Below are 11,956 nucleotides of genomic sequence, written 5' to 3' on the forward strand. Positions count from 1 at the left end.
CAAGCAGTACGCGCGTGACCAGAGCCGGCTACGCAAGCTCGATGACCTGGGGTGGATGGTCGTCCGGGTGATCGCCGACGACAAGCCGACGACGTTGTGGGCCGCGTGCGCCGTGCGCTCATCCGTCGCGGATATCGCGACACTTAACCAGTTGCGACGACACGCCGAAAAGGATCGCAGCAGGTTAAGTTTCGCGGTATGGGGGGCGCGGGCCTGTATGGGTGTCAGTCCACCCGGGTGGCGTGCACTTCCCAGAACGGGGCGTGCGCCCGTTGACCCTCGAGCCACGGCTCGATCACCCGGAAGCGCTCCAGCAGCTTCTCGGCCTGATCGGCGATGTCGGGGTTGCGCTGGGCCATCGCCTCGATGGACTCGACGCTGATGTTGACCCGATACGTGGTGGTGCCCAGATAGGTGATCTCCCAGCCGCCGTCCGGAAGCACGTCACGAAAGTCGTTCTCGGACAACGACCGCAGCATCTTAAAGCCATTGACGTTGTGTTCGCCGAACTCGTACATGTACAGCCGGGCACCGGGCTTGGTGGCGCGGTGCAGCGCCCGCACGTACGAACTGCGCAGCTCGGGCTCGGTGCTGAAGGTGTGGTAGAAGGCGCAGTCGACCACCGTGTCGAACCGGCCGTCGAACCCGTCCAGCTTGGTGGCGTCGGCCAGCTCGAAATTGACCGTCACACCGGCCTTTTGGGCGTTCTCGCGGGCGCGCTCGATGGCGGTCGCCGAGCCGTCGATGCCGGTCGCCGAAAACCCCTTGGACGCGTAGTAGATGGCGTGGTGGCCCGGTCCGGTCCCCGGGTCGAGCACCTCACCCTTGATCGCGCCCAGCGCGACGAGCTGCTGGACCACCGGCTGCGGGCCGCCGATGTCCCACGGTGTGGCGGCCGGCAGGCCGTGCGACGTCCGCTGGTCGCGGTACATCTCCTCGAATCGGGTCGGGTCGTTGGGGTCGAAAGGCGTTGTCATGGCAGCGCATTCACCAGCTGCTCGACGGGCACCCGGGGGCCGGTGAAAAACGGCGTCTCCTCGCGGGTGTGCCGGCGGGCGTCGGTGGCACGCAGCTCGCGCATCAGGTCGACGATGCGGTGCAGTTCGGGAGCCTCGAAGGCCAAAATCCACTCGTAGTCCCCGAGCGCGAAGGCCGGGACGGTGTTGGCGCGCACGTCCTTGTACTCGCGCGCGGCCATGCCGTGCTCGGCGAGCATGCGGCGGCGCTCGTCGTCGGGCAGCAGGTACCACTCATAGGACCGAACAAAGGGATACACGCAGATGTAGGCGCCGGGCTCCTCGCCGGCCAGAAACGCCGGGATGTGGCTCTTGTTGAATTCGGCCGGCCGATGCAGCGCCACGCTGCTCCACACCGGGGCGCTGACCCGCCCGAGCGCCGTCGTGCGCCGGAAGTCGGCGTAGGTGGCCTGCAGCGCCTCGACGCGCTCGGCGTGGGTCCAGATCATGAAGTCGGCGTCGGCCCGCAGACCCGCGACGTCGTAGAGGCCGCGCACCACGACGCCGCGCTCCTCCTGCTGCTTGAAGAACGTCGACGCCTCATCGATGACGTCGCCGCGCTGGTCGCCCAGCTCACCCGGCTCGACGGAGAACACCGAGAACATCAGGTAGCGGATCTGGGAATTGAGCGAGTCGTAGTCGAGCTTGGCCATGAAACCTATCGTGCCACTTGCGCGTCGAAGCCTCCGATGGCCCCGATCACCCGCTCCGCCGCGCGCCCGGCCGCGCCCACGCAGGCCGGCACGCCGATGCCGTCCAGGTAGCTGCCGGCCACCGCCAGCGTCGGGGGCAGCCCCGCGCGCACCTCGGCGACCAGCTCGGCGTGGCCGGGGCCGTACTGCGGCATCGCGTCGATCCAGCGCTGGATGCGGGCGTCGACGGGGTCGACGGTCAGCCCGAACACGGCGGCCAGGTCGCCCAGCGCCCAGCTCAGCAGCTCGTCGTCGGGGGTGTCCGCCGCGACGCGATCGCCGAACCGCCCGAACGACAGCCGCAACAGCTGCGCGTCGCCGCGGACCCCCCATTTGCGCGACGACAGCGTGATGGCCTTGGCCCGCAGCCGCTCACCGGTCGCCACCAGCACGCCCGAACACTGCGGGAACGCGGTGTCGCCGGGCACGGCCAGCGCCATCACCACCGACGAGGCGCTGGTGATGCGTCCGGCCGCGGCGGCGCTGCGGGGGGCGATCCCGGCCAGCAGGCGGGCACACTCCCCCGCCGGGACGGCCAGGATCACCGCGTCGGCGGGCCAGCGAGTGCCGGCGTCGTCGACCACCGCCCAGCCGGCGGCGGCGGGCTCCAGCCGCGAGACCGCGGCGCGCACCCGGCGCGGGCGACCGCGCGCCACGATCTCGTCGATCAGCACCTGGTAGCCGCCCTCGAGCGCCCCGAACACCGGCGCGCCGGTGGCCGGCGGCAGCGCCTGCCGGACGGCGTCGGTCAGGCTGGTCGCGCCGCGGTCCAGGGCCGCCGCGACCGTCGGGGCCGCCGCGCGCAGCCCGATGGTGGCCGACGAGCCCGCATACACCCCGCTCAGCAGGGGATCCACCGACCGCGACACCACCTGGTCGCCGAACCGCTCGCCCACCAGGTCGGCCACCGCAGGGTCGCTGCCCGCCCGCCACGCCAGCGGGTGGCTGGGTTCGGCCTCGACGCGGGCCACCGTGGCCTCGTCGACCAGTCCCGCCACTGAGGCCGCCGACGACGGGATCCCGACGACGGTGCCCACGGGCAGCGGCCGTAACTCCTGGCGGCTGTAGATCAGTGGGCGTGCGCCGGTCGAAACCCGCTGGCGCTCAGTCAGATTCAGCTCCGCGAGCAGCGCCGGCATTTCGGGGCGGCGCAGCACGAATGCCTCGGCGCCCAGATCCATCGGCTGTCCGCCGACCGGCTCGGTGCGCAGCACGCCGCCGAGCCGGTCACCCGGATCGAACAGCGTGATCGCCGCGCCGTCGCCGGCGGCCGCGCGCAGCCGATAGGCCGCCGTCAGGCCCGAAATACCACCCCCCACAACGCAATACGAGGGGGAACTCATAGGGAGTGGACCAGCGACACCAGGTCGGTCAGCACACCGGGATCGGTTTCGGGCAACACACCGTGGCCCAGGTTGAAGACGTGGCCCGCGGCGCCGGCATCGATGGCGCGCCGGCCGTCGTCCACCACCGCGCGCGCCGCGCGTTCCACCACCGGCCAGCCCGCCAACACCACCACCGGATCGAGGTTGCCCTGCAACGCCGTGCCGGGTTGGACGCGGGCGGCCGCATCGGGCAGCGAGGTTCGCCAATCGACGCCCACCACGTTCGCGCCGACCGACGACATCGCGCCCAGCAGTTCGGCGGTGCCGACCCCGAAGTGGGTCATCGGGACGCCGTAGTCGGCCAGGGCGGCGAACACCCGGGCGCTGTGCGGCTGCACGTAGGTGCGGTAGTTCGCCAGGGACAGCGCCCCGGCCCACGAGTCGAACACCTGAATGGCGTCCACCCCGGCCTCCAGCTGCACCCGCAAGAAACCCACCGTGATGTCGGTCAGCTTCTCCATCAGCGCATGCCAGGTGTCCGGCTCGGCCAGCATCATCGCCTTGGTGCGCGCATGGTTACGGCTCGGGCCGCCCTCGATCAGATAGGACGCCAGGGTGAACGGCGCGCCCGCGAAGCCGATCAGCGGGACGTTGCCCAGCGCGGACACCAGCAGCGACACCGCGGCGGCAACAGGCTGAACCCGTTGCCGCTCAAGCGGTTTGACGGCGGCGACGTCGGCAGCGGTGCGCACCGGTGACTCGATCACCGGCCCCACCCCGGCGACGATGTCCAGGTCGATGCCCGCCCCGAGCAATGGCACCACGATGTCGGAGAACAAGATCGCCGCGTCGACGTCGTGGCGGCGCACCGGCTGCAGGGTGATCTCGCAGACCAACTCGGCGTCGAAGCAAGCCGACAGCATGTCGGTCTGGGCCCGCAGCGCCCGGTATTCGGGCAGCGAGCGACCGGCCTGGCGCATGAACCACACCGGCACCCGGTTGGGTTTGCGCCCGCTCACGGCCGCCAGATACGGCGACTCGGGAAGGTCGCGGCGAGTACTCATCAGCCTCAATGCTGCCATGGGGGCCGATGGCCGGTTGCGTAACATCAACCCGATGCCAGTCAACTACGACGAGTTTCCAAGCCTGCGCCGCGAGCTCGGGGACAACGGGGTGCTGACCCTGGTGCTGGACTCCCCCGGCCTGAATTCGGTCGGCCCGCAGATGCACCGCGACCTCGCCGACATCTGGCCGGTGATCGACCGCGACCCGGCGGTGCGCGCCGTCCTGGTCCGCGGCGAGGGCAAGGCGTTCTCCTCCGGCGGCAGCTTCGACCTGATCGACGAGACCATCAACGACTACGAGGGCCGGCTCCGCATCATGCGCGAGGCCCGCGACCTGGTGCACAACATGATCAACTGCGACACCCCCGTCGTGTCGGCGATCCGCGGGCCGGCGGTGGGCGCGGGCCTGGTGGTGGCCCTGCTGGCCGACATCTCGGTGGCGGGCCGCACCGCGAAGCTGATCGACGGGCACACCAAGCTCGGCGTGGCGGCCGGCGACCACGCCGCGATCTGCTGGCCGCTGCTGGTCGGCATGGCCAAGGCCAAGTACTACCTGCTGACCTGCGAGACGCTGCTGGGCGAGGAGGCCGAGCGGATCGGGCTGGTGTCCACCTGCGTCGACGACGACGGCGTGCTGTCCACCGCCAGCCGCATCGCCGAGAACCTGGCGCAGGGCGCACAGAACGCGATCCGGTGGACCAAGCGCAGCCTCAACCACTGGTACCGCATGATGGGCCCTACCTTCGAGACCTCGGTGGGCCTGGAATTCCTCAGTTTCAGCGGCCCCGACGTGCAGGAAGGCCTGGCGGCCCACCGCGAGAAACGTCCCGCGCGTTTTACCCGCTGAGCGCCGTCTGAGCTGCACATATAGCTTTGGTGGAGGCCCGGTAACGGCTTGGTCGCGGCGGGTTTGAAACGCGGCGCGCCTGTCGCGGCGTGTCGGGCTGTGGGTCTACCGTCGATCCCTGTGACCCGTGCCGTGACGACGCAGAACGGTCGGGATGGACAGGAGCGGCGCCAAGTGACCTCATCCGAACCGGCCCCCTTCCGCGAGGCGGTAGCGGCGATGAACGCCGTCGTCGTGCGGCCGGAGATCGAGTTGGGTCCCATCCGGCCGCCGCAACGCTTGGCTCCCCACAGCTACGCCCTGGGCGCCGAGGTCAAACATCCCGACCGCGACATCATTCCCGAACGGTCCGACGGCGACGCCTTCGGCCGGCTGATCCTGCTCTACGACCCCGAGGGGGCCGACGCGTGGGACGGCACCATCCGCATGGTCGCCTACATCCAGGCCGACCTCGACCCCAGTGAGGCGGTTGACCCGCTGCTGCCCGAAGTAGCGTGGAGTTGGCTAGTCGAGGCACTGGAGTCACGTATGGAACAAGTCGTCGCCCTGGGCGGCACCGTCACCGCCACCACATCGGTGCGCTACGGAGACATCTCCGGGCCGCCGCGCGCCCACCAGCTCGAGCTGCGCGCGTCGTGGACCGCGACCTCACCCGCGGTCGGCGGTCATGTCGAGGCGTTCTGCGAGGTGCTGGAGCACGCCGCGGGCCTACCACCCGCTGGAGTCACCGACCTGAGCTCACGGTCACGCGCCTAGCATGGGCGAACCGGCGGCCGACGGGCCGGGCAGCAGCGTGCCCGGCGACGCGGGCACCGACCCGGCGCCCACCCCGCTGCCGCGCCCTTCCGAAGGCGTCCCGCCGATCTCGGTGAGCGTCGGCGACATCGAGGCCGCCGCGCAGCGGCTGGACCGCGGGCACGGGCCGTTCGCGGTGGACGCCGAGCGGGCGTCGGGTTTCCGCTACTCCAACCGGGCCTACCTGATCCAGATCCGGCGGGCCGGCTCCGGCACGGTGCTCATCGATCCGGTGAGCCACGGCGCCGACCCGCGCCAGGCCCTGCGGCCGGTGGCCGAGGTGCTGGGCAGCGACGAATGGATCCTGCACTCCGCCGATCAGGACCTGCCGTGTCTGGCGGAGGTGGGCATGCGGCCGCCGGCACTGTACGACACCGAACTCGCCGGACGGCTGGCCGGGTTCGACCGGGTAAACCTGGCCACCATGGTCGAGCGGCTGCTGGGCTTCGGGCTGGCCAAGGGCCACGGCGCGGCCGACTGGTCCAAACGGCCGCTGCCCGCCGAATGGCTCAACTACGCCGCGCTGGACGTCGAGCTGCTCATCGAGCTGCGCGCGGCGATCGCCGATGTGCTGGCCGAGCAGGGCAAAAGTGATTGGGCCGCACAGGAATTCGATTATCTGCGCGAGGTGGGTTCGAAAGATCCGAGCGCCGCCACGCGCCGGGACCGGTGGCGGCGGACGTCGGGCATCCATCGGGTGCGCGATCAGCGTGGCCTGGCCGCGGTGCGCGAACTGTGGTTGACCCGCGACCGGATCGCGCAGCGCCGCGACATCGCGCCGCGGCGCATCCTGCCCGACTCGGCCATCATCGACGCCGCCCTGGCCAACCCGACGACCGTCGAGGAACTGGTCGCGTTGCCCGTGTTCGGGGGGCGCAATCAGCGGCGCAGCGCCGCGACGTGGCTGGCGGCGCTGGATGAGGCCCGGCGCAACAAAAACCCGCCCACCGACAGCGAAGCGCCGAACGGCCCGCCGCCGCCGTCGCGGTGGAGCAGGCGCAAACCGGAGGCCGCCGCCCGGCTGGAGGCCGCGCGCTCGGCGCTGTCGGAGGTGTCCGGGCGGGTCCACGTCCCCACCGAGAACCTGGTGTCACCGGACCTGGTGCGACGGCTGTGCTGGGACTGGGCGCCCGCCCCCGATCCGCTCGACGCCGTCGAGAACTTTCTGCGCGCCGGCCAGGCCCGGCCGTGGCAGCGGGAATTGGTGGACCCGGTGCTGGCCAAGGCGCTGCAGGCGCCGGAAGGCACCGAGCCCGCTGGATAGTGGCGATCGCGAGCGCGCCGCAGCCGGGCGAAGCGGGTCGCCACCATCGGCACTAGTCGAGGTGCTCGCGGATCTCCGCTTCGGCGACGCCGCTGCCCAGCGCGGCGACCCAGCCGGTGATGCGGCGGGCCACGTCCTGGTCGGTCAGCGCCAGATCGGACAGCAGCTCACCGCGGGAAGCCTGCTCGAAGAACTGCTGCGGCAGTCCGACGTCGCGACACGGGACGTCGATCTCCGCGCGGCGCAGGGCGGCCGACACCGCCGAGCCGACGCCGCCGTTGACCCCGTTGTCCTCGCACGTGACGACCAGCTTGTGCTGCTCCGCGAGCTCGAGAATGCTCGGCGACACCGGCAGCACCCAGCGCGGGTCGATGACCGTGACGCCGATCCCCTGGTCCTGTAGCCGCCTGGCCACCGCCAGCGCCATCGGCGCGAACGCGCCGACGCCGATCAGCAGCACGTCGTGGTTGCAGCCGCCGGCCGGGACCGCGAGCACATCGACGCCCGAGGTGCCGGAGCCGCGACGCTCGATCGCCGGGATGTCCTCGCCCACATCGCCTTTCGGGAAGCGCAGCGCCGTGGGGCCGTCGCCGATGTCGAGCGCCTCACCGAGTTCCTCGCGCAACCGGGTGGCGTCCCGGGGTGCGGCCACCCGCATGCCGGGCACGATGCCCAGCATCGACAGGTCCCACATGCCGTTGTGGCTGGCGCCGTCCGCACCGGTGATGCCGGCCCGGTCGAGCACCATGGTGACGGGCAGCTTGTGCAGCGCCACGTCCATCATGATCTGGTCGAAGGCCCGGTTGAGGAACGTCGAATAGATGGCCACCACCGGGTGCATGCCGCCCATCGCCAGCCCGGCCGCCGACGTCATCGCGTGCTGCTCGGCGATGCCGACGTCGAACAGGCGGTCCGGGAACTGCTGCCCGAACGGGGTCAGCCCGGTCGGGCCGGGCATGGCCGCGGTGATGGCCACGATGTCGCGGCGCTTGTGGGCGTAGCCGATGAGCGCGTCGGAGAACGTCGCCGTCCAGCCGGGCCCGGCGATCTTGGTCGCCTGGCCGGTGACCGGGTCGATCACACCGCAGGAATGCATCTGCTCGGCCTCGTCGTCCTCGGCCGGGGCGAAGCCCATCCCCTTGCGGGTCACCACATGCACGATCACCGGGCGGCCGAAACCGCGGGCGTGCCGCAGCGCGGCCTCCACCGCGCGCTCGTCGTGGCCGTCGACCGGACCCACGTACTTCAGTCCCAGGTCGGTGAACAGCAGCTGCGGCGACAGCGAGTCCTTGATGCCGGCCTTGACGCTGTGCATCACGCGGTAGGCGAGCCTGCCGACCAGCGGCAGCGCGCGCAGCGCGTCGCGGCCCTTCTCCAGGGCCTGCTCGTAGGCCGGCTGCAGCCGCAGCGAAGCCAGATGATCGGCGACACCGCCGATCGTCGGGGCGTAGCTGCGGCCATTGTCGTTGACGACGATGATGACGGGCCGGCCGGAGGCGGCGATGTTGTTCAGCGCCTCCCAGCACATGCCACCGGTGAGCGCGCCGTCGCCGATCACAGCGACCACGTGCCGGTTGCGGTGTCCGCTCAGCTCGAAGGCCTTGGCCAGGCCGTCGGCGTAGGACAACGACGCGCTGGCGTGGCTGGACTCCACCCAGTCGTGCTCGCTCTCGGCGCGCGACGGATACCCGGACAGGCCGCCCTTCTTGCGCAGGCTTTCGAAGTCGTGGGCGCGCCCGGTCAGCATCTTGTGCACGTAGGCCTGATGGCCGGTGTCGAAGATGATCGGATCGTGGGGTGAGTCGAACACCCGGTGCAGGGCGAGCGTCAGCTCGACCACGCCCAGATTGGGCCCCAGGTGTCCCCCGGTGGCAGCAACCTTGTGAATCAGGAACTCGCGAATCTCGGCGGCCAGATCGCGAAGCTGATGCGCAGAAAGGTGCTGCAGATCAGCGGGCCCGCGGATCTGTTCCAGCATCCAGTCAGTCTACGCAGCGCTGTGGAGAACACTACTGACGAACGTGGCGACGTTCATCGCTGCTGCGCGGGGCCGAACAGTCCGGCGAGCGTGTCATGAAGGTCGGGGTCGGCCAGGATGACGACCTCGTCCCCGGCCTCCAGTTCGGTGTCGCCCCGCACCGGCACCAGGCCGGTCGCGCGGACCACGATGCTCACCCAGATGTCACCGACGCGGTCGCCGAGACCTTCGACCGTGGAACGCTCGGCGACGGAACCGGTCGCGACGCTGAAGCGATGAACCCCCTGCGGCTCGTCGGCGAGTCGCACACCTATCTGCCATGGCCGGGTCTCCACCGTGCGCATGGGCAGGTGCAACAACCTGGCGACACCAGGCACCGAGCTGCCCTGCACCAGCACCGAGACAACGACGACGACGACCACGATGCCGTAGAGGCGTTCGGCGTCGGCGACGTGAGCAGCGCGCAGGAACTCGCCCAGCAGGATGGGCACTGCGCCCTTGAGCCCGGCGAAAAGAACGAAGGCCCGTTCGTTTCGCCGCAATCGCACGGGAACCAAGCAGGAGCCCACCGCCAACGGCCGAATCAGCACGGTTAGGGCCACGGCGAGGACGAGCCCGCAACCCCACACGTCAGGATGGGCAAGGACATTGAGATCGACGGTCAAACCCAGAATGGCGAACGCGACGATTTCCGCAAGACCCGCCAGGGCGGCGTGGAATCGCTTGATCTCCGGCTTGTAGGGCGCGCGGGCGTCGCCGATCACGATGCCGGCGACGAACACGGCCAGAAATCCCGAGCCATGCGCGAGCGTGGCAATGCCGTACAACATCAGGCAGGATGCCAGCGTTCGTAGCGAATAGAGACCTTCGCTCGGCAAGGCGACGCGACGCATGAAGACGAGCAGGACGCGACCGCCGAGCACCCCGACGGCCAGGCCGACCGCCATCTGTAGAGCGAATTGTGTTCCCACGCTGGCGAATCCGGCTGCACTGAGGCCACCGGCGGCGATCAGGCTGGACATCAAGGAGATGCCGACCGGATCATTGGCACCCGACTCGCCCTCCAGGATGGTGCCACTGCGGCCGCTGATCTCGCGTTTGCCCAAAACGGAGAAAACCACGGCCGGATCGGTCGGCGCCACGGCCGTGGCCACGAGCACCGCGGGAAACCAGCTGATTCCGCATACGTAGTGCAGCACCAGTGCCGCCCCTGCTGCGGTGAGGGCGGTGCCCACGACGCCCACCGACAGGATCGGGGCCGCCGCCGCGCGGAAGCGCGCCGGCCCGATATGCATGCCGCCGTCGAACAACACCAGCACGAGCGCGATGGTGATGACCCGTTCCACGACCCGCTCGGAGGGAGGCTGCACCGCGGGCACCGCGTGCACCGCGACGGCGGCTCCGACCAACACGAGTAATGGCACCGGGACCTTGACCCGCTCGGTTAGCCGATTCGCCAGCACCGCAACCAAACCGACCGCGCTGGAGAGCAACACCAACAGCGCGTAACGAACAGTCTCGTTCACGACGGCAGCAACCCGGTGAGCACGTCCCGCGCACACGTTCGACAAGACTCGACAGCCACGGCCCGTTCTTTGATGGTATGCACGCGGGCCTTTCGATCGATCGACAGTGTTCCTTCAAGACATCGCCGACCAGACTTCCCGGCACACCGCGACGCAGTCTAGCCGGTCGTGACACTCACCCGGGCGGCATTGCGGTGATGCGCCAGGAGGACCGTCGTCGCGACAGACTCCCTAGCGGGTCAGCAGCGCCACGCATTCGGTGTGATGGGTCAGCGGGAACGCGTCGAACACCCTGATCTTCTCCACGGTGTAACCGTGTTTGAGGTAGAGCCCGACGTCACGGGCGAACGATGCTGCCTCACAACCGATGTGCACAACGCGAGGGACGCAGGCGGCGGCCAGCAGGTCGATGACCTCGCGCCCGGCTCCCGCCCGCGGCGGATCCAGCACCGCCACATCGGCTTTCGCGGCGCGGTCTCGTTGCGCGGCCAGCGCGCGCCGCACCGAGTCGGTGACGATCTGCACCTGGGTCAGATCGGCCAGGGCGACCCGCGCGGCGCGGGTCGAGCCGCGCGAGGTGTCGACGCTGAGCACCCGCCCGGAGCGGCCCACGGCGTCGCCGAGCACGGCGGCGAAAACGCCTGCGCCGCCGTACAAATCCCACGCGCGCATCCCAGCGCCGAGCTGTGCCCAGTCGGCGATCAGGTCGCTGTAGACGCCCGCCGCGTCGCGGTGCGCCTGCCAGAAGGCGGTCACCGGCACCTGCCAGGTGCGCCCGGCCACCCGCTGCACCGCCTCGTAGCGCCCCTGGATCACCTTGGTCGCCGTGTGCCTGCCCTGCCGCAGCGTGCGCACGACGTGGCGGGTGCCGTCGTCGTCGACGGCCACGTGCAGCTGCGCCGCCGGCGGCCATTCGATGTCGTCGATCCCGTCGAGCATGCCGGGCGCCAGCTGCGCACAGCGCAGGTCGGTCACCAGGTCGTCGCTGTGATACCGGTGAAAGCCGGGCCGACGGTCGGGGCCAACGTCGAGCCGGACCCGGGTGCGCCACCCCGTCGGCGCCGAATCCGCCAAGGGCTCGGCCTCACCGCTCCAGCGATGCCCGCCCAGGCGCTCGAGCTGGTTGGCCACCACTTCGGCCTTGAGTGCGCGGGCCACCTCGGGCACCGCGAACGCCAGGTCGCAACAGCCGGCACCGCCCACCCCGGCGATCGGACACAGCGACGCGGTGCGCCCCGGCGCCGGCTCGAGGACCTCGAGAACCTCTGCGTGCCAATAGGATCCACGATCCGCGGTGACCCGGACCCGCACCCGCTCGCCGGGCAGCGCGTACCGGACGAACACCACGCGGCCTTCGTGGTGGGCGACGCAGCTGCCGCCGTTGGCGGGGGCATCGGTGGTCAACGTCAGCTCCCCCACCGGGGGCGCCGACGCGCGCGACGCGCGGGT

At 70.5% G+C, this 11,956-nt stretch carries 10 protein-coding genes; 3 read left to right on the top strand and 7 right to left on the bottom strand.

Annotation, left to right across the window (positions count from 1 at the left end; all coding sequences use genetic code 11):
• Window positions 1-224 precede the first annotated feature (224 nt).
• The 4 genes from A5624_RS01905 to hemE are packed head-to-tail and all read right to left on the bottom strand — an operon-like array spanning window position 225 to window position 4,097.
• Window positions 225-977 carry a class I SAM-dependent methyltransferase gene (locus A5624_RS01905; RefSeq protein ID WP_066860649.1) on the bottom strand — a complete coding sequence of 251 codons (753 nt, stop codon included), beginning with the start codon at window positions 975-977 and terminating at the stop codon, window positions 225-227.
• Entirely contained in the window at window positions 974-1,669 is a 696-nt protein-coding gene (gene hemQ, locus A5624_RS01910) for a hydrogen peroxide-dependent heme synthase (protein ID WP_066860656.1), read from the bottom strand. The genes A5624_RS01905 and hemQ overlap by 4 nt, the downstream gene beginning before the upstream one ends.
• 5 nt (window positions 1,670-1,674) lie before the next feature.
• A complete protein-coding gene (locus tag A5624_RS01915; protein WP_066860660.1) occupies window positions 1,675-3,051 on the bottom strand; it encodes a protoporphyrinogen oxidase in 1,377 nt (458 codons plus the stop codon).
• Window positions 3,048-4,097 carry a uroporphyrinogen decarboxylase gene (hemE, locus tag A5624_RS01920; RefSeq protein ID WP_066860662.1) on the bottom strand — a complete coding sequence of 350 codons (1,050 nt, stop codon included), beginning with the start codon at window positions 4,095-4,097 and terminating at the stop codon, window positions 3,048-3,050. Before hemE ends, A5624_RS01915 begins: the two co-directional genes overlap by 4 nt.
• A 52-nt stretch (window positions 4,098-4,149) precedes the next feature.
• Between hemE and A5624_RS01925 the strand changes: the two genes are divergently transcribed.
• The 3 genes from A5624_RS01925 to A5624_RS01935 all read left to right on the top strand — a co-directional run bounded on the left by A5624_RS01925 (window position 4,150) and on the right by A5624_RS01935 (window position 7,003).
• A complete protein-coding gene (locus tag A5624_RS01925) occupies window positions 4,150-4,944 on the top strand; it encodes an enoyl-CoA hydratase/isomerase family protein (RefSeq protein WP_066860920.1) in 795 nt (264 codons plus the stop codon).
• Between the two features lie 132 nt (window positions 4,945-5,076).
• Window positions 5,077-5,700, top strand: coding sequence for a DUF3000 domain-containing protein (locus A5624_RS01930; RefSeq protein ID WP_082972678.1), 624 nt, complete (start codon window positions 5,077-5,079; stop codon window positions 5,698-5,700).
• Window position 5,701: 1 nt separating this feature from the next.
• On the top strand, window positions 5,702-7,003 hold the full coding sequence (locus A5624_RS01935; RefSeq protein ID WP_066860664.1) for a ribonuclease D: 1,302 nt from the start codon (window positions 5,702-5,704) through the stop codon (window positions 7,001-7,003).
• Window positions 7,004-7,055: 52 nt separating this feature from the next.
• On the opposite strand, the gene dxs is transcribed toward A5624_RS01935, so the two are convergent.
• The 3 genes from dxs to A5624_RS01950 form a co-directional block, all read right to left on the bottom strand.
• On the bottom strand, window positions 7,056-8,981 hold the full coding sequence (gene dxs / locus A5624_RS01940; protein WP_066860667.1) for a 1-deoxy-D-xylulose-5-phosphate synthase: 1,926 nt from the start codon (window positions 8,979-8,981) through the stop codon (window positions 7,056-7,058).
• Between the two features lie 53 nt (window positions 8,982-9,034).
• Window positions 9,035-10,507 (bottom strand): cation:proton antiporter, encoded by a 1,473-nt coding sequence (locus A5624_RS01945; RefSeq protein WP_066860670.1) that lies wholly within the window; start codon window positions 10,505-10,507, stop codon window positions 9,035-9,037.
• Window positions 10,508-10,738: 231 nt separating this feature from the next.
• Entirely contained in the window at window positions 10,739-11,926 is a 1,188-nt protein-coding gene (locus A5624_RS01950; protein ID WP_066860673.1) for a class I SAM-dependent RNA methyltransferase, read from the bottom strand.
• Window positions 11,927-11,956: the final 30 nt, after the last annotated feature.

Origin of the sequence: Mycobacterium sp. 1482292.6 (genome assembly GCF_001672995.1) — a bacterium.
Lineage (GTDB): Bacteria > Actinomycetota > Actinomycetes > Mycobacteriales > Mycobacteriaceae > Mycobacterium > Mycobacterium europaeum_A.

Bases quoted from the DNA above. Each gene is read 5' to 3' on its own strand.
- hemE (WP_066860662.1), bottom strand. From the start codon at position 4,097: ATGAGTACTCGCCGCGACCTTCCCGAGTCGCCGTATCTGGCGGCCGTG.
- A5624_RS01905 (WP_066860649.1), bottom strand. From the start codon at position 977: ATGACAACGCCTTTCGACCCCAACGACCCGACCCGATTCGAGGAGATG.
- A5624_RS01915 (WP_066860660.1), bottom strand. From the start codon at position 3,051: ATGAGTTCCCCCTCGTATTGCGTTGTGGGGGGTGGTATTTCGGGCCTG.
- dxs (WP_066860667.1), bottom strand. From the start codon at position 8,981: ATGCTGGAACAGATCCGCGGGCCCGCTGATCTGCAGCACCTTTCTGCG.
- A5624_RS01935 (WP_066860664.1), top strand. From the start codon at position 5,702: ATGGGCGAACCGGCGGCCGACGGGCCGGGCAGCAGCGTGCCCGGCGAC.
- A5624_RS01925 (WP_066860920.1), top strand. From the start codon at position 4,150: ATGCCAGTCAACTACGACGAGTTTCCAAGCCTGCGCCGCGAGCTCGGG.
- hemQ (WP_066860656.1), bottom strand. From the start codon at position 1,669: ATGGCCAAGCTCGACTACGACTCGCTCAATTCCCAGATCCGCTACCTG.